This is a genomic window from Actinophytocola sp., assembly GCF_009379765.1.
Classification (GTDB): Bacteria; Actinomycetota; Actinomycetes; order Mycobacteriales; family Pseudonocardiaceae; genus Actinophytocola.
Genome location: NZ_WHTD01000169.1, coordinates 1 through 18,555 on the forward strand (window position 1 = coordinate 1; position 18,555 = coordinate 18,555).

An 18,555-nucleotide genomic window follows, 5' to 3' on the forward strand; every position below is an offset into this window, starting at 1 on the left:
AGCGGTCGCCGGCGAACGGGCGGACCTGCTGGGCCCAGCCGATCGGCGACAGCCACGACAGCCAGGTCGAGGTGTCCACCCCGGACGCGTCGCCCGCGGCCCGCAGCAGGTAGGCGGCGGCGAGCACCGCGGCGCCCAGTCCGTTCGCGGTCCGCGCGCTCTCGGTGACCTGCGCGGTGACCGCGCCGACCGCGGCGAACGCGATGCCCGCGCCGGCCCAGGACAGCCCGAACGCGAGCGCGCCGGCGGCCGGGAGGCCCGCGCCGATGAGGCTGAGCGCGGTCAGCAGGGCCAGCACCAGCGTGGTGCCGACGGCCAGCAGCATCGCGGCGGTGAGCGCGGCGTACCGGCCGACCACGGTGGCGCCGATCAGCTCGAGCCGGCCGGACTCCTCTTCGGCCCGGGTGTGCCGGACCACGGTGAAGATCGCGACCAGGGCCACCAGCGCGGCGCCCATCGCGCCGAGCTTGAACATCGAGACCGCGCCGAGCGAGGTCGGGTCGAACACCCGGCCGTACAGCGCGAGCGTCGCGGGTGTGTCGTTGACTACGGACGCGGCCCGCACCCGCGACTCGAGCGTGGTGAACAGGCTCTGGGACGCAGCCGCGGAGCTGGCGGCCATCACCACGAACAGCACGATCCACACCGAGGCGAAGATCCGGTCCCGCCGGATCGCGAGGCGCAGCAGCGCACCCGTGCCGGCGAAGCCGTCCCTCCGGCCGGCCGCGGCGCGGACCGGCCGGTCGGTGGTGGGCAGGGCGGCCGTCGTCATGTCGTCACCGCCGCGTGCCGGCCGTTCTCGGTCGCGAGGTCGGCCTGGTAATGCCGCAGGAACAGCTCCTCCAGCGTCGGCGGCTGGCTGGTGAGGCTGCGCACGCCGACATCGGTCAGCTGTCGCAGCACGGCGTCGAGCTCTTTGGTGTCGACGTCGAACTTCACCTGGTTGCCGTCGACCGTGAGGTCGTGCACGCCGGGGTGGTTCCCCAGACCGCTCGCCGTGCCGGCGAGCTCGGCGGAGATCGACGTGCGGGTCAGGTGACGCAGCTCCGACAGCGTGCCGGTCTCGACCGTGCGGCCGAGCCGGATGATGCTGACCCGGTCGCAGAGGCTCTCGACCTCGGCGAGGACATGGCTCGACAGCAGCACCGTGCGGCCGCGGCCGCGCTCCTCGGTGATGCAGTCCTGGAACACGGCCTCCATCAAGGGGTCCAGCCCGGAGCTCGGCTCGTCCAGGACCAGCAGCTCCACGTCGGACGAGAGCGCAGCGACCAGGGCCACCTTCTGCCGGTTGCCCTTGGAGTACGTGCGGCCCTTCTTCGTCGGGTCGAGGTCGAAACGCTCGAGCAGGTCGGCCCGCCGCTTCGGGTCCAGGCCGCCACGCAGCCTGCCGAGCAGGTCGATCACCTCGCCCCCGGACAGGTTCGGCCACAGCGAGACGTCGCCGGGCACGTAGGCCAGCCTGCGGTGCAGGCTGGTCGCGTCGGCCCACGGGTCGCCCCCCAGGAGCTGGACCTCGCCGGAGTCGGCCCGCAGGAGGCCGAGCAGGACACGGATGGTCGTCGACTTGCCCGCACCGTTGGGGCCGAGGAACCCGTGCACCTCACCGGTGCGCACCGACAGGTCCAGCCCGTCCAGCGCGCGTGTCTGGCCGAAGGTCTTGACCAGGCCGGACACGGAGATTGCGGTTGTCATGCTCACGAACGTACAGTCGTTTCACAAAGTTGTGAAGTTAAGAAAACGTATAAACTGATCGAGATCACACGACCGGAGTGGATGATGCAGAACGTGACCGACAGTGTGAGCTCGAACGGCGATCCGGCCGACGGGTCCGACACCGACGCGGTGGCGCGGTTCGTCGAGCGGTTCGCGTTGTTCCTGGTCCAGTCGGGGGTACCGAGGATGCCCGCGCGGGTGTTCGGCGCGCTGCTCGTGACCGAGGAGGGCAAGCGCTCCGCGGCGGAGCTCGCCGAGTCACTGCGGGTGAGCCCGGCCGCGGTCTCGGGTGCGGTGCGGTACCTCGCCCAGGTCGGCCTGATCGTCCGCGCCCGCGACCCCGGCGAGCGCCGCGACCACTACGAGGTCACCGAGGACGTCTGGTACGAGGCCTACGCCGACCGGGACAAGCAGTTCGAGCAGTGGTCGCTGCTGCTCGGCGACGGCGCGGCGATCCTCGGCCGGCACACCAACGCCGGCGCCCGGCTCAACGAGAGCCGGAAGTTCTTCGACTTCCTCCGCGACGAGATCCCCAACATGATGCGGCGTTGGCGCGAGTACCAACGCGAGCACGGGAACCAGGCCGGCGAATCTGGGTAGGTTGGCGGGCGTGACCAATCCCGTGCATCCACTTGCGGACGAGCTGCTCGAGCTCTCCTTCGTCGCCGACCCCGTCATGGCGACGATCCTCGGCCTACCCGGCCACGACGACACGTTGGGCGGCCGGTCCGAGCAGGCCCAGCAGGCAATACGTGCGGCGGCACTCGACATCGCCGCCCGCACCGAGGCCGTCGACCCCGCCTCGCTGTCCGCCGCCGACGCGGTGACCAGAGCGGCGGTCCTGCACCACGCGAAGCAGATGGTCACCGACGTGGACGCGCGCGGCGTCGAGTACACGATCTCCGACACGTTCGCGGGCCCGGCCGCCGAGCTGATCTCGATGCTGCCGATGATCGTGCTCTCCGATGCCGCCCAGGCCGCGTCCTACCTCGACCGGCTGCGGGCGGTCCCGGCCTATCTCGACGCGGTCGCCGGCCGGCACCGCGCCGGTGTCGCCGCCGGCCGGGTGCCGGTCGCGCACCTGGTCCGCGCGGCCGTCGCGCACCTCGACCGCTACCTCGGCGCGGCCGAGGACGTGCTGACCCGCCCGGCGTTCGACGCCGACTCGTTCGACGCCGAGCGGGAGCGGGTGCTGGCCGACGTGGTCCACCCTGCCTTCGCGCGCTACCGGGACGTGCTGACGAACGAGCTCGTCCAGCACGGCCGCGACGAGTCGCACGTCGGCCTGTGCTGGCTGCCCGACGGCGAGGCGATGTACGCCGGTTACGCCCGCATCCACACCACGACCGACCGCACGCCCGAGGAGCTGCACCGCACCGGGCTGGACGTCATCGAGGCGCTCACCGAGGAGTACGCGGAGATCGGCGAGCGGGTGTTCGGCACCCGGGACCGGGCGGCGATCTTCCGGCGGATGACCAGCGACCCGGCGATGCGCTGGCGCGACGCCGACGAGCTGCTCGAGTCCGCGCGCTCGGCGGTCGCCAGGGCGGAGGCCGCGACGCCCGGGTGGTTCGGCAGGCTCGCGAGCTCGCAGTGCAAGATCGAGCCGGTGCCGGCGGCCGACGCGCCCGGCTCGGCCGCGGCGTACTACGTGTGGCCGTCGATGGACGGCAAGCGGCCCGGCATCTACTTCGCGAACACGCACCGGGCCGAGGAGCGGGACCGGTTCACGTCCGAGGTGACCGCCTTCCACGAGGCGGTGCCGGGCCACCACTTCCAGATCGCGCTCGCCCAGGAGCTCACCCACCTGCCGATGTTCCGGCGAGTCGTCACGCCGAACGCGTACGCGGAGGGCTGGGGCCTCTACACCGAGCGCCTCGCCGACGAGATGGGCCTGTACACCTCCGACGTCTTCCGGCTCGGGATGCTCGCGATGGACTCGCTGCGTGCCGGCCGGCTCGTGGTCGACACCGGCATGCACCACAAGGGCTGGAGCCGCGCGCGGGCCGTCGGCTTCCTGCGGGACAACACCCCGATGTCCGACCTGGAGATCGGCAACGAGATCGACCGGTACATCGCGTACCCGGGTCAGGCGCTGTCCTACATGGTCGGCCGGCTGGAGATCCAGCGGATGCGGGCCGCCGCCGAGGCCCGGCTGGGCGACCGGTTCGACATCAAGGCCTTCCACGACGTGGTGCTCGGCAACGGTCCGCTGCCGCTGGCCGTCCTGGACGAGGTCGTCACGGCCTGGTCGGCGGCGCTGACCGGCGGATGACGGGCAGATGAACAGGCGGGGACGGGCCTCGCGCGCCGCGGGGCCCGTCAGCCGACCTTCACCGACGCCAGGATGTCCTTCGCCACCGACGGCGGCAGCGGCGCCGGGTCGCCCGGACCGCCCGAGACGTCGCTGACCACCGCCAGCATCGCCACGCCGCTCGGCTTGCCGTCCTCCTCCAGCAGCACGCCGACGATCGCGACCTCGCCCTTCGACGCCTCGCACTTCGGGGCGGTGACCTGGGGCGTGACCGCGGCGTTGAGCGTCATGGCCTGCTTGCCGTCGACCTCGGTCTCGGTCGGCTCCGGCACGTCGACCTTGGCGGTGTCCTTGAAGTAGCTCGTGCCGAACGACTTCGCGAAGTCCTTCACCGTCTTCGTCAGGTCGAGCTTCGCGCCGTCCTTGCCTTGCACGTCACCGCTCGCCGCGAAGCTGCGGATGTAGGACCCGCCCTCGCAGTCGTAGACGCCGTAGTCGGCCGAGCCGGTGAAAGTGACGTCCCCCAACCCGCTGGGCCTCGGGTCCGGCGACAGCTCCCAGTCGCCCGGCACCTCGTAGGACAGTCCGGCGTCGGCGGTGTTGTCGACGACCTGCCAGCCTTCCTTGCCCTCGGGTCCCTTGGACGGTCCGGACGGGTCCGACGACGGCGGGTTGTCCGAGGACTTCCCGGGCGACTCCGGAGTGGACGGCGCGGTCGTGTCCGACGGCCCGGCCGTCGGACTGTCGTCCCGGTTGACGAGCACGATCGCGACCACCGCGCCGACGATGATCACGATCGCCAGCACGCCCAGGATCATCGGCAGCTTCGACCGGCGCGGGGGCGGCGGCGGACCGAAGTCCTGCGCCGGGAAACCGCCAGTCTGGTAGGGGTTGTACTGACCGTACTGGTCGTAGCCGCCCTGGCCGTACGGGTTGGGCTGCGCGTAGGGGTCGGCCTGGTACTGGTTCGGGTCGGGCGCGTACGGATGGGTGCCCTGCGGTCCGTACGGATCGCCGCCGTAGGGGTTCGGCGGCTGGTTCCACCCGCCCTGGTTCCCCTCGTTGCCCTGCCATCCGGTCACACCCGGAGATTAGCCCGCCCACGCCTGCCGCGCGGAGGTTTGGCAGCGTAACGGTGTGCTATCGGAGTTGCCGGTCGACGCCGCTCCCGCGGCACCGCAGGCGCGCCGGACCACCTCGACGTAAGGTCCTCTGATGGTCGCCCTGCCCCCGGAGTTCGCCGGGGGAGGGTCGCCATCGGCCGTAGTAGATTTGTTCCGCGGCCGCTTTGGTCGAGTGTGTGAGGAGCAATCATGGGTATCGACTTCGATGACCTGAAGAACAAGGCGCAGGACCTCGTCGAGGAGCACGGCGACAAGATCGAGGGCGGCGTCGAGAAGGCCGGCGACTTCGCGAAGAAGCGGTTCGGCCACGCCGAGCAGGTCGACCAGGTCGTCGACAAGATCCAGGACGCGATCCCCGACCGCCCCTCCGCAGGTCAGGCTGGTGCCGACGACAAGTGAGCAACCCGCCACCGGGCTCGGCGACGACGCGCAAGCCACTCATGATCACCTGGCAGGGGGTGACCTCGCCGCGGCTGGAGTCGGTGCGGCTGCTGGTCTCCGACGGCCGGCTGCGAGCGTCCGGACGGGTCGTCGCCGCCGCCAACCCCGCCACCGGCACTGAGGCGTTCAGCGCGTCCTTCGAGTTCACGGTGGCCCGCACGGGTGACGTGGGCAGGGGATTGCTACGCACGATCACCGCGGACGAGGAGCGCCAGGTGTCGGTGGGCCGCACGGAGGACGGCGTGTGGCTCATCGACCATGGCCAGGGCGCGGCCCGCAACGAGTTCGACGGCGCCGCGGACGTCGACGTCGCGGGGCTCGTCTCGTTCACCGCGCTGCCGATCCGCCGGTTAGGCCTGCACCGGCAGCCGGGCGAGCACGTGCTGCCGGTGCTGTACGTGACGATGCCGGACCTGTCGGTGCGCCTGGTCCACCAGACCTACCGCACGGTGTCCGCCGACGAGACCGGCGCCGTGATCAACTACACCGTCCCCGACTTCAGCACGGACCTCACCGTGGACACCGACGGCCTGGTCATCGACTACCCGGGCATCGCCAAGCGCGTCTAGGCGCCAGCTGGTCGACCCGCCTGGGCCGGCATGCCCTGAACGACGCACTCGGGGCATTCAACGTCCCCAACGACGCGTTCAGGGCATCGGGCCACCACGTGCGGCAGCGCCGCGGGTCACCCGCCGTTGCGTCGCCGGCGCTTTGTCAGCCCGGTAGGTCGGCGATCGCCACGGTGCCGTCGAAGCGGAGGACCCGGCCGCCGCCCGCGCCCAGTGAGCGCAGGTCGTCGAAGGCCTCCGGGTCGGTCAGGTCGACCCGGACCTCTCCCCGTTCGGCCGACCGGAGTCCCATCAGCTCGGCCCGCCCGGCGTTGCCCGCCCGGATCGTGGCCGCCAGCCCACCGGTCGACGCCAGCGCGCCGCGAGCCGCCCCGAGCCGGCCCAGGGCGTCGTCCACCGCGTCGAGAAGTGCCGGCCGGTTCCCCTCACACATCGCCAGCACCAGGTCCGCCCGCGTGCCCGCCACCCGCGTCCCGTCGGTGAACGAGCCCGCCGCCAGGGCCAGCGCGAGCGGCCCGCCGTCCGCGCCGGTCGCGGCAAGGACCGCGGCCAGCACGTGCGGCAGGTGCGACACCCGGGCCACCGCCGCGTCGTGCTCGCCCGCTGTCGTCGGCACCACGTGCGCACCGCAGTCCAACGCCAGCTCCGCCGCCTCCCGCCACGGCCCGAGGTCGGTGTCCTCGTCGGCGACGACCACCCATGCCGCGCCGTCGAACAGCGTCTCGGAACCCGACACCCACCCCGACTCCGACCGGCCCTGCATCGGATGCCCGCCGGCATACCGGGCGCCGGGCACCAGCCGCGCGACGGCCTCGGCCACCGGCTGCTTCACGCTGACGACATCGGTCAGCAGGCACGACGGCGCGAGCGACGCGACCGTCCGCAGCACCTCGTCCACCGCCGGCAGCGGCACCGCCACGACGACCAGCGCCTCCCGCGCGGCGGCCTCGCCGACCGCCTCGTCCACTGTGGACCGGACGTCGAAGCCCGCCGCGCGCGCGGCCTCGGAGTCCGATGTGGACGAGGTGAAGCCCCACGCCGGCCGCCCCGCGCGGACTGCCGCGCGCAGCACCGAACCGCCGATGAGACCGAGGCCGACCACGCACACCGCTCGCATGCCGGACATCATTCTCCGGCCGGCTCAGCGCAGTGCGTCGAGGGCGAACGCGGCGTACATCGCGACCCCGTGGGCGAACGCGGACTCGTCGAAGTGCACCCGGTTGGAGTGGTTCGGCGGCGCCTCCTCCGGCTCGATGCCCGGCGGGCACGCACCCACGAACGCGAGCGTGCCCGGCACCTTCTGCAGCACGTAGGAGAAGTCCTCCGCGGCCATCAGCGGGTCGGTCATCGGCGGGCCGAAGCGCGGGCCGAGCACCGACCCGGCCAGCTCGAGCACCCGCGCGGCGACGGCGGCGTCGTTGACCGTGGGCGGGTAGGTGGTGTTGACCTCGAACTTCACCGTGCACCCGTGCGCGGCGCCGATGTGCTCGCACACCTTGGGAATCTCCGCGAGCACCGCCTCGTGCACCGCGTCGGACAGCGTCCGCACGGTGCCCTCGAGCTCCGCGGTCTCCGGAATCACGTTGGACGTCGTCCCCGCCGTGATCCGGCCGACGGTGAGCACCGCCGGGTCGAACACGCTGAACCGCCGGGTCACCATCGTCTGCAGCGCACCCACCATGGCCGCCGCCGCGGGCACCGGGTCGATCGCGTGGAACGGCATCGCGCCGTGCCCGCCGCGGCCGGTGACGGTGACCGTCCAGGCGTCCGCGCTGGCCATGATCGGCCCGGGCTTGCACGTGATCACGCCGGATGTGGCGGTCGCCGTGATGTGCAGGGCGAGAGCCCGCTCGACCGCCCGCCCGCCGGCCTCGAGCACCCCCTCGTCGACCATGTGCTTGGCGCCCTGATGGCCCTCCTCGCCGGGCTGGAACATGAAGATGACCCGCCCGGACAGCGCGTCCCGCCGCGAGTACAGCAGCCGCGCGGCGGAGGCGAGCATCGCGGCGTGCGTGTCGTGCCCGCACGCGTGCATCGCCCCCGCCTCCTCGGACGCGAACGCGAGCCCGCTGTCCTCGCGCAGCGGCAGCGCGTCCATGTCGCCGCGCAGCAGCACGCTCGGCCCCGGGTTGGCGCCGTTGAGCACCGCGACCACCGAGTCGCACGACTCGCCCTTGGTGACGTGCAGGTCCAGCCCCTCGAGCGCGTGCAGCACCGCCGCCTGCGACCGCGGCAGCCGCAACCCCAGCTCGGGGTGCTTGTGCAGCTGCCGGCGCAGCGAGACGGTTCGCGGCTGCAGCGCGCGGGCGGCCTCCACCAGCCCGGTGAACCTCGGGTCGTTGGCCAGGGCTGAGGCGGAATCGGCGGGTGTCATGAGTTGATGATGGCACCCGTGGACCGTGGGTGAAGGCCTCTTACCCCGCGTAGTGGTCGGCTGGCAACACCCGGTGACCCGCTTCTTCCTGCGAAGAGGCAACAGGAATACCGTGTCACCATGTCCGAGGAGGATGCGGTGCCAGGCTTCGCGATCGCGGTCGTTCGCGAGGACGGCAAGTGGCGATGCACCGCGATGAACGCCTCGGTGCTGGGTGAGCTCGACGCGGCGATCACCGAGCTGCACAAGGTTCGCTCGACGGGTGCGGTGATCGGTCTGCTCGGCGTCGACGACCAGTTCTTCCTGCTGCTGCGCCCGTCGCCGCGCGGCATCTCGCTGCTCCTGTCGGACGCCGCGGCCGCCCTGGACTACGACATCGCCGCCGACGCCCTGGATCTTCTGCGCGTCGAGCCCCCGTCCGAGGACGATGAGGACGTCTGGCCGGAGGGTGCCCTCGACATCCTCGCCGACATCGGCCTGCCGGCCGCGGAGCTGCAGGTGATCGTCGGCGAGGTCGACCTGTATCCCGACGAGCAGCTGCAGATGATCGCGCAGCGCTGCGGTTTCGCCGACGAGTTCGCGAAGCTCCTGGACACGATCCCGCAGTGACCTCGTCCGTCGATGAGCCGCTGATCCGAGCCGCGCTCGCCGCGGCCCGACGCGCCGAGGGCACCGACGACGTGCCGATCGGCGCGGTGGTCGTCGGCCCCGACGGCACCGAGCTGGCGAGCGCCTGCAACGCCCGCGAAGCCTTGGGCGACCCCACCGCGCACGCCGAGCTGCTGGCCCTCCGCGCCGCGGCCACGGCCCTCGGCGACGGCTGGCGCCTGACCGGCTGCACCCTGGCCGTGACGGTCGAGCCGTGCACGATGTGCGCCGGCGCCCTGGTCCTGTCCCGGATCGCGCGCGTGGTCTTCGGCGCCTGGGAGCCCCGGACCGGCGCGGTCGGCTCCCTGTGGGACGTGGTGCGCGACCGTCGGCTGACCCACCGCCCGGAGGTCGTGGGCGGCGTCCTGGCCGACGAGTGCGCCGCCCTGCTGGACGAGTTCTTCGCCGCCCACCGCTGACCCGGGACCGGTCCCGAGCTCGTCGGTCCATGCTGGCCCGCGTCCGGCCAGGGAGTCCCGGACAAGGCGGGCGGCCGGTCACCCGTGGGGGCGTGGCCGGCCGTTCGCCGCCTCACTGGAGGACGGCCAGGTCGGCGATCACTTCGTACATCGGTGACCTTGTCCGCGATCGGGATGGCGAGAACCAGCCCAGCCCGCCGCGCGGACCATGACCTAACAAACGGTGTCGGCGACACTACTTGGTCATCAGCTCGCGCAGTGCCCGTGCTGCCTCGGCGAGCGTGGGGTAGCTACCGGTCGTCCTGCCCTGCACCTGGCACATGATCAGGACGAAGGCAAGGAAGCACAGCATCCGCAGCATCTGCCAAGCAATGATTGCCAGCACCCCGCTCGCGCCCACGGTAGACGCCGTCTCCAGCGCCGTGTCGAACTCACCCATGTGCGCGCTCCCTCTCGGTCGACCGCCGACCGCTCAAGTCCCACCACATCGCACCGCCGTACGAAGGTCCACGCTCCCGGGCCAAGTCGCCAGCAACGTGCCACCACCTCGAAATTCGCCACGAACTCGCCAAGGGCCGATCCGGTGGCGAGAAGTTGGCAAATGTCGACGACCGCGCAGAATGCCGAACTCCGATGTGGCGAATACTTGGCAAACGCCCTGGTGAAAGCTTCGCCCGATCTCGATGCCGTCCGTCATTACTAACAGGCGGCAACTCGTCCACCAGGATAGGGTAAGGTCCCTTGATCAACGTCGGAGGAGGCTCGCTCGTGTCAACCAAATTCACCGAGAGGGCGGTGGACAGGCTGCACAAGGGCCTTGGTGTGCGCCAGGACTTAGACCCGGTGTTGTTCAAGCACGAGTCCAACCTGGGCGTGCAGTGGGGCATCGTCAGGTACGAGCAGCGTGTCGTGCAGCTCGCGAAAGTGCAGTACCGACTGGCACAAGTCTTTCGAACGCTCCCCGACGAGCGCGGCAAGCGCCTCGCCCCGGTTCTCTACAATATGGATCCCGACCCGGAGATGTGCCGACGGGACTTGGGCGGGCGCAAGGTGCTGTTCGTGATGCGCCACCCGAATGAGGGATATTCCGAGCGGACGCTGTCCCGGATACTCGAGGCAACTGTCCCAGCGATCAAGAACTCGTTGCAGGCCTCGCTTCCGGAAATTCCGGCGGAAGCGCTGCGGAAACTTGTGCAGCGCGAACAGGAATTCGCCGTGGAGCGGTCCGGGCGCGTTCATTCGGACGCTTTCGCTCGCCTGGTTCGCCGCAGCTACACCGCCCCGATGGACGAGGCAGTCGCGGCTTTCCTCAGGTTGTCCGTCGTCGTTCCCCGGTCGCAAACCGACGGCCTGATCGTCGCCAGGACCGCGGGCCAAGGCGACTGGCTGTGCGTGTTCAGCACCGAGGCGAACCATGAGACGCACCGGCACACGACGCGCCAGCAGCCGTGGTCGGGCCGCTACGGCATGATGCTGGGTGCCGACCTGGTTCGCGAGGTGGTCGACCGGTGGCGCACGGTTGGCATCGTGGTCGACCCGCCCGGTACCCGGTCGTCCGACGCGCCTGCCCACACGTCCAACACGCTCCGGCTTCCCGCGAGCGAGTTGCCACGGCTCATCGGCCGTCACTGAGGCAGCCGCACGGCACACTCCCCGAATCCCCGCTGACAACGGGCAATTCCGCCCGTACCACCAGGAGGACGACCGCTCATGGACGGGTTCTCGGTCCTGCCCGAGGAGCTCACGAGCGCGGCAGCCGCCATCCGCGACCGCGGCGAGCAGCTCGCGATGAGCCCTGTTGTCAAGTACGCGATCAACCCCAGGGAGGTCGGCACCGACGTCCTGGCGGCCGCGATGTTGGAGGTCCAGGACGCCTCCCGCTGGTCGGTCTCGGTGCTCAACTCGACTGCGGGCGCCACTGCGGACCGGTTGTCCGCCACCGCGGCGACTTACGAGGCCATCGACCGGAACCAGGTCGACACGATCACGGCCATCGACTCCCCGTCGAGCGACAGCTGAGGCCTCCGATGACGACCGACGAGTCCGAGCCGTTCGACCGGCACAACCCGATCCCGGGCAACGCGCACGCGATCCAGGGTGAGATCGACCGGGTCACCGGCATCCGTGACCGCTGTCATGACACGGCGGGTTGGCTCCGTCAGCTCAGTCTGGACGGCTGGCACGGCCACGCGGCTGAACAGTTCGCGGCGTTCAAGTCGTCTCGACTCGCCCGGCAGTGGGAGGAAGTGGAGGACGAGCACGACCTGGTGGCTACCGCACTCGCAGATTACCGGGACATACTGATCACCCTTCAGCCACTCGCGCGCCAGGCTGTGGAGCGAGCGAGGCAGGACGGCACCTGGGCGCAGGCCGAGGCCGACATCGTGCGGTGGCGTGAACAGGCCCACACCGAAGCACACAAGACCGCCCAGATGCTCCGCGAGGTGGCCGGACGGCTGCGGGCGCTTCCCCCGCTCCCCGACGACGACCAGGCAGCCGCCTTCTCGCCCAACCAGCCGTCGAGCCCGCGGACCCGTGTTGACACGACGAACAACGGCGTGACACCGCCGAGCCACACTGAGCCTCCCGCCAGGCGCCAGTCGCCCGCCTCACTGCACGAGAAGGTCATCTCGCTGTGCGACGCGCTCCTGGGCGCCGATTACGTCAGCGAGGAAGACCTCTGAGGAGGTCAGGTAGGCGGAGCAGGTGCGCGGAGAGGCCGGATCGGGTGCGGTAGCCGGTGGATCTTGTCGGCGGCTGCCGCGGTCTGCCACTTTAAATGCGACTAACGGCAGAACGCCGGTCACCTCTTGAGCATGGGGACCGGCGTTCTGCTGAGACGAGCGGTAGCGGTGGGATTTGAACCCACGGAGGGTGTGAACCCTCACGCGCTTTCGAGGCGCGCTCCTTCGGCCGCTCGGACACGCTACCGCCGAGAACCCTACCGGACAGGTCGCGCGAGTTTTAGGAGTGGTACGCCTCATCTTCTCGAGTGAGGAATACTCGGGGGGTGATCAGCTGACGTGGGAGACGAGGAGGACGTCATGCATGCTGACCAGCAAGAGAAGGTGGACCAGGCGCCAGAGGGGGAGCCAAACGAGGGTCGTCACTCCGCGCCTGAGGGGGCTGACCGCCACCCACTGATCGACCTCGACCGGGACCCGAACCCAGGCGTCGCGGACCACGCGAAGCCAGAACAGGAGTAGGGCCCGTACCGACACCGAGCGCCGGCCATCCGAGAAGGGTGGCCGGCGCTCACGCATGTAGGGCGTCAGCCGGAACGGTGGCCGGTCATCGTCCGTTGAACGGCGAAACGGAGGCGGCATGACCACCAAACGTGTCCTCGACGCCGCCGGGCGCGAGTGGACGGTCGAGCAGCGGTTCGCGCCGTGGCGACGCGTCGTGCAGCCCATCGGGCTCGCCACCAGGCGCTACCGGCGGCGCACCCTGCGCCTGGCGCCACCGCCGGCCAGGCCCAGCCGCCGTCCGACGCCGCGGATGACCCGGGGTGACAAGGCCGCCGCCGTGGCGGTGGCGCCGCTCGTCGCATACGACCTGCTGTTGCAAGTGGTCGTTCTTGGCGTCGTCGCGGTGGTGGTCCTGTTGCCGCTGGTCGTGATCGAGGCCGCGGCCCAGGTTGTCGCGGGCACCGTGCTGGCGGCTCTGCGCACCACGGGGTTGGTTCGACGCCGCGTCGACGTCACTGTGAGCACCGCCCACTACCTGCACTCGGAGACGGTTCTCCTGGTACGCGGGCCCGTCCGGGAGCTCATGGCCGACCTGGCCACCGAGCGGCGGAACGCGAAAGCGTCATTTCGGCCGGCCGGGTTGCCCGACCGCGTCGAGGTCCGCTCCCACCGGAGCATCTGGCAGTCCTCCGACGAGTGGCGTTGAGACGCAAACGCCGGCCATCCCTGGATCACGGATGCCCGGCGTTCGGAGCGCGGAGGATGCGGGATTTGAACCCGCGAGGGCTATCACACCCAACACGATTTCCAATTCCACTCCGCCACGTTCCGCCACATCCCGTTCCGTCGTTCTCGCAGGTCAGAGCAGCGGCTGAACATGTAGGAAGTGTCCACACGGAACGGAACTGAGACGGAAACTGAGACGGGCGCGCCAGCCACCGATGCGGAACGGCCGGGTGCCCATCACCCCGGGAGGCGGCGGCACCGCGGGGAACGCCGAACGCCTCACGGCGGGCCGCTGAAGCGTGGGAACCGGTCAGAACCGTGGGACCGCGCGCCCGAAGTTGGCGGCGAACTCGGTCCACCAGGTTCCCGGGTCTACTTCCTGGGCAGCGGCGGCGAGCGCTTGGCCGGTGGCGGTCGTCACCGCCTCCGCCATCGACGTCACCCAGGGCTGCAGATGCGTGTTGCCGGTCGCGACCTGGTACTCACGGGCTTGGAGCAGGGCGTCCAGCTTGTCTGCGTCCCTCGAACACCGCGCTTCCAACGTCGCGCCCGGGGACTTCGCACCTTCGTGTTCGTCGATGGCGGCGACGATTCGCGCTGCCAGTTCCGGCGGCAACTGGGTGGTCTGGTCGGTTGCAACCTGATGAGCCGGCGCGGTCCGTACGTACGGCTTGCCAACAGACGGAACGTCGCCGATGCGGGTCTCAGGTAGGTCGTGGAACAGACCCAGCACCGCGGCGCGCTCTGGGTTTGCACCTTCCTGGTGTGCGATGGCGTACGCCAGTACGGCCACTCGGAATGAGTGCTCGGCCACCGACTCCGTGTTCGAGAGGCCGGCCAACAGCCAGCCAGCACGCGGCAGCCGTTTGAGCTGCCCAACCTCGTACGCGAACGAGGCGATCGAGCTGGCGTCTTGACTGCTGGTTCCCACGGGCGTCTCCATTCCCTAGTTGCTCGCTGACGAGGTAGGCGACCTGGTCCAGCCGGTCGCGGGCTTGCGATGAAACCACGTCGGACCTGTCCAGCGTGGCTGACACCGTCGATAGCGCTAGTGAGTAGGTCGGTCACACCCGCCGCCGTGTCGTACTCCCGCAGTCGGCCCAGCATGCCGAGCGGCCGTGTTTCCGTCATGCGACCACCCCAGCCCGCCGGGCAAGTTCGACCAGCTCTGCGTTAGGTTCGCTCTCCATCCTCAGCAAGTCGCGGAGCATCGTTTTCACCAGCCGATGACTAGTGATCTGCTCAGGAGTAATGCGCTCCGCAGCCGTCAGCGCTGTCACGGCTTGCGCCACGTTCCGCCGCTGCGTCCAAGCTCTCGCGACATCAATTAGCAATCGACCTTGCCGTTCTGGAGAAAGTGCACGCGCGTCAATGCCATCTGCTGCGCGAATGGCGGCGCCAGCGTCACTCAATTCGACTGCGACCGCTACCTCGTGGAGGCGCACGTTAGTAGGACCAAACTCAGTTTCGTAGTCATTCCGATCGTGACCAAGCTCATCCGCTGCCTTCCGAGCTATCTGGAGATGTTTGGAGGCGTCATCGGCTCGCTCCGTTCGAGCTGCAATGACGGCCAACTGGAGATGCAGCGCGCCGTACACTGACAGCGCTTCCACGCTTCCCCGCTGCGCCAGACCTTGCAGTGCAGTAGCCGCGGTTTCGGCGGCATGACGCGCTTGGTCCAACTGCCGGGCACCCTGAAACACGAGCGTCAAGCGAAACGCTCCTTCCGCCATCAGAAGCGGGTCAGCCGCGCGACCAGCATCGGAGATAGCTCGGTCCGCCGCTACCCAAGCCGCATCGAATTGTCCCAGTTTGGCCAACGCGGCCGCGCATGCGTGATAGCTCCTAGCCAGCAACGCGAAGACTTCTGGTGCATGCGGCCCGTCGATCAGCGCCGCCGACTCCAGATTTGGCAGGAGCCATTCAAGCAGTGGAATCAGTTCCGAGTAGCTTGCAGAATGCGCCAAAGTCCACGCTTTCGACGCCTCGACTCGGAGCACGTCAACCTTGGCAATGGTTTTGTATTCAGCATCAACCGCGGCACGCAGCGCGTAGTTTGCGCTGAGCAACAGCCGAAGCGGTAGCGCTTCGGCTGGCAACTCGTCAGCTGCAACAGTTGGTGCCGTCGGAGCAAGTTCCGCCAAGGGAACATCAAGGACCCGCGCAATTTTCTCGAGGACATCGAGGCCCTTGACTGGACGAACGCCGCGCTCAACCTGAGAAAGCCACGCTTCCGAGCGTTCGATCAGAGGCGCGAATTCACGTTGCGAGAGGCCCCGCCTTTGCCGATGAAATGCGATCTTGCGACCGAGTTCCCCATCAGACATCCTCGGCAACACCCTTTGCCGTGTGGAGAGTCAGAAACTCAACACGAACCGTCGTTATGTACTGTTCCCGCTCTGCGAGAAAGCGGATGGTGTGCGGCTGCCTCTCGTGCTCCTCGAACGCCGCCCGGTCGCGGTACAACTCGTAGAACACGCGGGCAAGAGACTCCCCTTCCACGTGGTGCGTTACGTAGGCGAGCGTCCCTGGCTCGATCCGCCGGATGCCTTCCCCGGTCAGCTCGACTAGGCGGTCGAACGCCGCCGCGCTCGCTTCGTCCTTCAGTTCGAACCTCACGGCAAGTGCGTACATCGATGCTCCTCCATCTGACTTGTTGACCCGTTGTCACAGTACGACACACGGACTTCTGTACGTATCGACGTGCGGCGCATTTCGCCAGGTCGCCGCGACAGTTGAGACGACAGCGATGATCGATACGTATGTTTCTACTAGACACGTACTGAAGTACGTGCTTCACTGTGCCTGTCAGAGCGATGCGAGCGACACCAGCGAAGCGCCGCACAACAGGAAGACCCGGCCCGAGCGGGCACTCGGACCGGGTCAGAGCATCGAAAGTTGGGTCAACGATGCAGGTCAAGCCTACGCGCCGGTTGTTCCGGGTGAGGGCCGTCGCGGAGATGTACGACGTGTCGGTGTCAACGATCTACCGGGCGATTGAGGCCGGGCACCTGGCCGCGTTCCGGATCGGCGCAGGTAAGGGTGCGGTCCGGATTCCTGAGGACGCGCTTGCGGCCTTCGAGAACTCGTGCGGGCTTCCTCCGACCGCTGCGCAGACCGACACCGAGCAGCCGGGGGATGTGGCCTGAGATGGCCACCGAGTGGATGCGGGTCGGGTGTGCGCAGACCGGTCCGGAGGGGGATGAGCTGTCTCACCTGGACCTTTTGTCCAGTGCGCTGCACGAGGCGATGGACGCGCACCGGCAGGGTGTGATCGTTGGTCCGGTGGTGGATGAGGTGGCGTTGGCGCGTGCGGCGCGTCGGGCGCGGCGCCGGGACACCACGCGGGCGTTGCACACGGTTCCGGGTGGTGCGGCGTGATCCGTAACCGGCGTGACGGAAGCCCCGCGGCCACGCTGTGGGCGCTGCTTGACCTGGGCACCCCGGAGAGCACCGATTGGATGCGGGGCGGGCTGTGTGCCCAGACGGATCCGGAGGCGTTTTTTCCGGACGCGGGTGGGTCGGTGCGTGCGGCGAAGGCTGTGTGTGCCGTGTGTCCGGTGCAGCTTGAGTGCCGTAGGTACGCGCTGGAGCGCGGGGAGCGTTTTGGTGTGTGGTGCGGGTTGTCCGAGTTCGAGCGCAGGGCGCTGCGCCGCTCATCTGTGGATCGGCGGGTGGCGTGATGGGCATCGTCTATTTCGGTCTGTACGCGGACGCGATCGACAGCTACAGCCATGAGGGTTACGCCGCGCGGGTCCGACCGGATGGCTCGGAGACCTCGGTGTGGACGTATGAGACCCGCGAGTTCGTCGGCTACCGCGCGTGTTGTGAGTGCGGGTGGCGCGGCTCCACTACGTATCCGCCCACCCAAGAGGGTGAGGACCAGGCCGATGAGGAGTGGGACCACGATCACCTGCGTCCGTTGATCGACGCGGCTGCACGCGCGCACACGGTGACCGGTGACGTGTTGCTGGCGTTCGTTCGGGAGTTGCGGGGCTCGCTCCAGCTCCAGGAGACGACCGATGCGCAGGGCGGCGTGGTGCTCACCGAGCACAGCCGGGGCGTGCTGGCCGCCGTCGAACGGCTTGAGCAGCTGCTGGACGACCAGAGCGGCGGGACACCGTCATGAGCGGCGTGCCGCGACCCCTGATCAACCCCGGCCCGGTGGAGACAAGCCGGCCAAGCAGATTCCCACCGGGTCGGGGCTCCCAACCACCACCACACCAGCGGAAGTGGAGAGAAGCCGATGGTACGGCTCGGATTGGATGACACGCTGCACGCGATCGTGCAGGTGACCCATGAGCATGGCCTGCCGTTGCACGGCGCCAGCGTGAACCCCGGATTCGTGCACGCGTTCACCGATGCGGTGGACCTGCCGTGGTGGGTGCGGTGGCTGACCGACCCGGCGGCGGAGGAGTCCCGGGGCGTTGTCTGGCAGAAGGACGCTGAGGACACGGGCGCTGAGGTCGTGTTCCACGTGAGCGGACAGCGCGAGGGTATCGAGTGGACTGTGACCGACCATGTCCCGGTCGTGGTCGCCGGGTCGGTGCTCGACGCGTACGGCGTGACGGTGACCGGTGAGCACCGCGCGGTGCCCGTCGCCGCCGCGGTCGCCGTGGCCGACGCACACGCTAAGCACGCCACCGGGCAGGCCAGCACCGCGGGCGGTGATCGGTCGTGATCGCCGCGCCGGACCGGGTGTTCGTGCCCGCGGCGTTCGCCGACCGGCTGGCGCACATGCCGACGCGGACGACGGAGACGCCCGTGCGTGTCGCGTGGCTGTGCGCGCAGCTCGCGGAGCTGACCGACCCTGCGGTGATCGCCACGGCGGACGGTCTGGCCGCGTTGCGGCTGGCCACCCACGTGCAGCGGGAGCTGTCCGTGCTGCCCGGCTCGGCCGTGAACGGGGCGGGGTGATCGGGATGTCGGTTGTGGGGAAGGTTGGTCTGGTGGCGGCCGCGGTGGTCGTGGTGGGCTATCTGGCCGGTCCGGAGACGGGTGCCAGCGGCACGGCCGGTCGGTGTGTGGTGCGGGCCGCGGCTGGTGGGTCGGTGGCCGGGTACGGGCCGGTGCAGGTCGCCAACGCGGCGGTGATTGTC

At 69.6% G+C, this 18,555-nt stretch carries 24 protein-coding genes, 1 tRNA gene and 1 pseudogene; 16 read left to right on the top strand and 10 right to left on the bottom strand.

Translation table 11 applies throughout. The features are described from left to right. Nucleotides 1-772 (bottom strand): annotated as a pseudogene (locus tag GEV28_RS35050) (ABC transporter permease); the annotation flags it as partial. Further along, a complete protein-coding gene (locus GEV28_RS35055) occupies nt 769-1,692 on the bottom strand; it encodes an ABC transporter ATP-binding protein (protein ID WP_291417423.1) in 924 nt (307 codons plus the stop codon). The pseudogene GEV28_RS35050 and the gene GEV28_RS35055, both read right to left, overlap by 4 nt. Before the next feature lie 93 nt (nt 1,693-1,785). Between GEV28_RS35055 and GEV28_RS35060 the strand changes: the two genes are divergently transcribed. Together GEV28_RS35060 and GEV28_RS35065 are read left to right on the top strand one after the other, a co-directional pair. Beyond that, nucleotides 1,786-2,313, top strand: a complete 528-nt coding sequence (locus GEV28_RS35060; RefSeq protein ID WP_291417425.1) for a MarR family transcriptional regulator — start codon at nt 1,786-1,788, stop codon at nt 2,311-2,313. Nucleotides 2,314-2,389: 76 nt separating this feature from the next. Continuing rightward, nucleotides 2,390-3,988 (top strand): DUF885 family protein, encoded by a 1,599-nt coding sequence (locus tag GEV28_RS35065; RefSeq protein WP_291417466.1) that lies wholly within the window; start codon nt 2,390-2,392, stop codon nt 3,986-3,988. 47 nt (nt 3,989-4,035) lie between these two features. On the opposite strand, the gene GEV28_RS35070 is transcribed toward GEV28_RS35065, so the two are convergent. Further along, on the bottom strand, nt 4,036-5,049 hold the full coding sequence (locus tag GEV28_RS35070; protein WP_291417427.1) for a hypothetical protein: 1,014 nt from the start codon (nt 5,047-5,049) through the stop codon (nt 4,036-4,038). A 231-nt stretch (nt 5,050-5,280) separates the two neighbouring features. Here GEV28_RS35070 and GEV28_RS35075 point away from each other — a divergent pair, with 231 nt between their 5' ends. After that, entirely contained in the window at nt 5,281-5,490 is a 210-nt protein-coding gene (locus GEV28_RS35075) for an antitoxin (RefSeq protein ID WP_291417429.1), read from the top strand. A gap of 41 nt (nt 5,491-5,531) precedes the next feature. Next, nucleotides 5,532-6,101 (top strand): putative glycolipid-binding domain-containing protein, encoded by a 570-nt coding sequence (locus tag GEV28_RS35080; protein ID WP_291417431.1) that lies wholly within the window; start codon nt 5,532-5,534, stop codon nt 6,099-6,101. 145 nt (nt 6,102-6,246) lie between these two features. Here the strand turns inward: GEV28_RS35080 and GEV28_RS35085 are convergent, their stop codons facing one another. Together GEV28_RS35085 and GEV28_RS35090 are read right to left on the bottom strand one after the other, a co-directional pair. Beyond that, nucleotides 6,247-7,218: a prephenate dehydrogenase gene (locus GEV28_RS35085; RefSeq protein WP_291417433.1), complete on the bottom strand. Its 972-nt coding sequence runs from the start codon at nt 7,216-7,218 to the stop codon at nt 6,247-6,249. A gap of 24 nt (nt 7,219-7,242) precedes the next feature. Next, a complete protein-coding gene (locus GEV28_RS35090) occupies nt 7,243-8,475 on the bottom strand; it encodes a M20 family metallopeptidase (protein WP_291417435.1) in 1,233 nt (410 codons plus the stop codon). A 120-nt stretch (nt 8,476-8,595) separates the two neighbouring features. Here GEV28_RS35090 and GEV28_RS35095 point away from each other — a divergent pair, with 120 nt between their 5' ends. Then, nucleotides 8,596-9,084: a tRNA adenosine deaminase-associated protein gene (locus GEV28_RS35095; protein ID WP_291417437.1), complete on the top strand. Its 489-nt coding sequence runs from the start codon at nt 8,596-8,598 to the stop codon at nt 9,082-9,084. Then, entirely contained in the window at nt 9,081-9,542 is a 462-nt protein-coding gene (locus GEV28_RS35100) for a nucleoside deaminase (RefSeq protein WP_291417439.1), read from the top strand. Before GEV28_RS35095 ends, GEV28_RS35100 begins: the two co-directional genes overlap by 4 nt. A 235-nt stretch (nt 9,543-9,777) precedes the next feature. On the opposite strand, the gene GEV28_RS35105 is transcribed toward GEV28_RS35100, so the two are convergent. Continuing rightward, nucleotides 9,778-9,981, bottom strand: a complete 204-nt coding sequence (locus GEV28_RS35105) for a hypothetical protein (protein ID WP_291417441.1) — start codon at nt 9,979-9,981, stop codon at nt 9,778-9,780. Between the two features lie 329 nt (nt 9,982-10,310). Here GEV28_RS35105 and GEV28_RS35110 point away from each other — a divergent pair, with 329 nt between their 5' ends. The 3 genes from GEV28_RS35110 to GEV28_RS35120 all read left to right on the top strand — a co-directional run bounded on the left by GEV28_RS35110 (nt 10,311) and on the right by GEV28_RS35120 (nt 12,226). After that, the gene (locus tag GEV28_RS35110) at nt 10,311-11,174 is read left to right on the top strand and encodes a hypothetical protein (protein WP_291417444.1); all 864 of its coding nucleotides are present in this window, start codon (nt 10,311-10,313) and stop codon (nt 11,172-11,174) included. 78 nt (nt 11,175-11,252) lie between these two features. Beyond that, the gene (locus GEV28_RS35115; RefSeq protein WP_291417446.1) at nt 11,253-11,561 is read left to right on the top strand and encodes a hypothetical protein; all 309 of its coding nucleotides are present in this window, start codon (nt 11,253-11,255) and stop codon (nt 11,559-11,561) included. An 8-nt stretch (nt 11,562-11,569) separates the two neighbouring features. After that, nucleotides 11,570-12,226: a putative T7SS-secreted protein gene (locus GEV28_RS35120; protein WP_291417447.1), complete on the top strand. Its 657-nt coding sequence runs from the start codon at nt 11,570-11,572 to the stop codon at nt 12,224-12,226. 160 nt (nt 12,227-12,386) lie between these two features. On the opposite strand, the gene GEV28_RS35125 is transcribed toward GEV28_RS35120, so the two are convergent. Beyond that, a tRNA-Ser gene (locus tag GEV28_RS35125) sits at nt 12,387-12,473 on the bottom strand. Between the two features lie 393 nt (nt 12,474-12,866). On the opposite strand from GEV28_RS35125, the gene GEV28_RS35130 reads away from it, so the two are divergent. After that, nucleotides 12,867-13,436 (top strand): hypothetical protein, encoded by a 570-nt coding sequence (locus tag GEV28_RS35130; protein WP_291417449.1) that lies wholly within the window; start codon nt 12,867-12,869, stop codon nt 13,434-13,436. A 330-nt stretch (nt 13,437-13,766) separates the two neighbouring features. Here the strand turns inward: GEV28_RS35130 and GEV28_RS35135 are convergent, their stop codons facing one another. The 3 genes from GEV28_RS35135 to GEV28_RS35145 form a co-directional block, all read right to left on the bottom strand. Next, nucleotides 13,767-14,387 (bottom strand): HD family hydrolase, encoded by a 621-nt coding sequence (locus tag GEV28_RS35135; RefSeq protein ID WP_291417451.1) that lies wholly within the window; start codon nt 14,385-14,387, stop codon nt 13,767-13,769. Between the two features lie 196 nt (nt 14,388-14,583). Further along, nucleotides 14,584-15,783, bottom strand: coding sequence for a helix-turn-helix transcriptional regulator (locus tag GEV28_RS35140; RefSeq protein ID WP_291417453.1), 1,200 nt, complete (start codon nt 15,781-15,783; stop codon nt 14,584-14,586). Next, entirely contained in the window at nt 15,776-16,090 is a 315-nt protein-coding gene (locus GEV28_RS35145; protein ID WP_291417455.1) for an antibiotic biosynthesis monooxygenase, read from the bottom strand. The genes GEV28_RS35140 and GEV28_RS35145 overlap by 8 nt, the downstream gene beginning before the upstream one ends. 275 nt (nt 16,091-16,365) lie before the next feature. Here GEV28_RS35145 and GEV28_RS35150 point away from each other — a divergent pair, with 275 nt between their 5' ends. From GEV28_RS35150 to GEV28_RS35175, 6 genes are all read left to right on the top strand, one after another. Then, nucleotides 16,366-16,605 carry a helix-turn-helix domain-containing protein gene (locus tag GEV28_RS35150; RefSeq protein ID WP_291417457.1) on the top strand — a complete coding sequence of 80 codons (240 nt, stop codon included), beginning with the start codon at nt 16,366-16,368 and terminating at the stop codon, nt 16,603-16,605. Between the two features lies 1 nt (nt 16,606). After that, nucleotides 16,607-16,837 carry a hypothetical protein gene (locus GEV28_RS35155; RefSeq protein ID WP_291417459.1) on the top strand — a complete coding sequence of 77 codons (231 nt, stop codon included), beginning with the start codon at nt 16,607-16,609 and terminating at the stop codon, nt 16,835-16,837. An 80-nt stretch (nt 16,838-16,917) separates the two neighbouring features. Beyond that, nucleotides 16,918-17,139: a WhiB family transcriptional regulator gene (locus tag GEV28_RS35160; RefSeq protein ID WP_291417468.1), complete on the top strand. Its 222-nt coding sequence runs from the start codon at nt 16,918-16,920 to the stop codon at nt 17,137-17,139. Next, on the top strand, nt 17,139-17,585 hold the full coding sequence (locus tag GEV28_RS35165; RefSeq protein ID WP_291417461.1) for a hypothetical protein: 447 nt from the start codon (nt 17,139-17,141) through the stop codon (nt 17,583-17,585). The genes GEV28_RS35160 and GEV28_RS35165 overlap by 1 nt, the downstream gene beginning before the upstream one ends. Nucleotides 17,586-17,702: 117 nt before the next feature. Continuing rightward, nucleotides 17,703-18,137: a hypothetical protein gene (locus GEV28_RS35170; protein ID WP_291417462.1), complete on the top strand. Its 435-nt coding sequence runs from the start codon at nt 17,703-17,705 to the stop codon at nt 18,135-18,137. Beyond that, the gene (locus GEV28_RS35175; protein ID WP_291417464.1) at nt 18,134-18,373 is read left to right on the top strand and encodes a hypothetical protein; all 240 of its coding nucleotides are present in this window, start codon (nt 18,134-18,136) and stop codon (nt 18,371-18,373) included. Before GEV28_RS35170 ends, GEV28_RS35175 begins: the two co-directional genes overlap by 4 nt. Nucleotides 18,374-18,555: the final 182 nt, after the last annotated feature.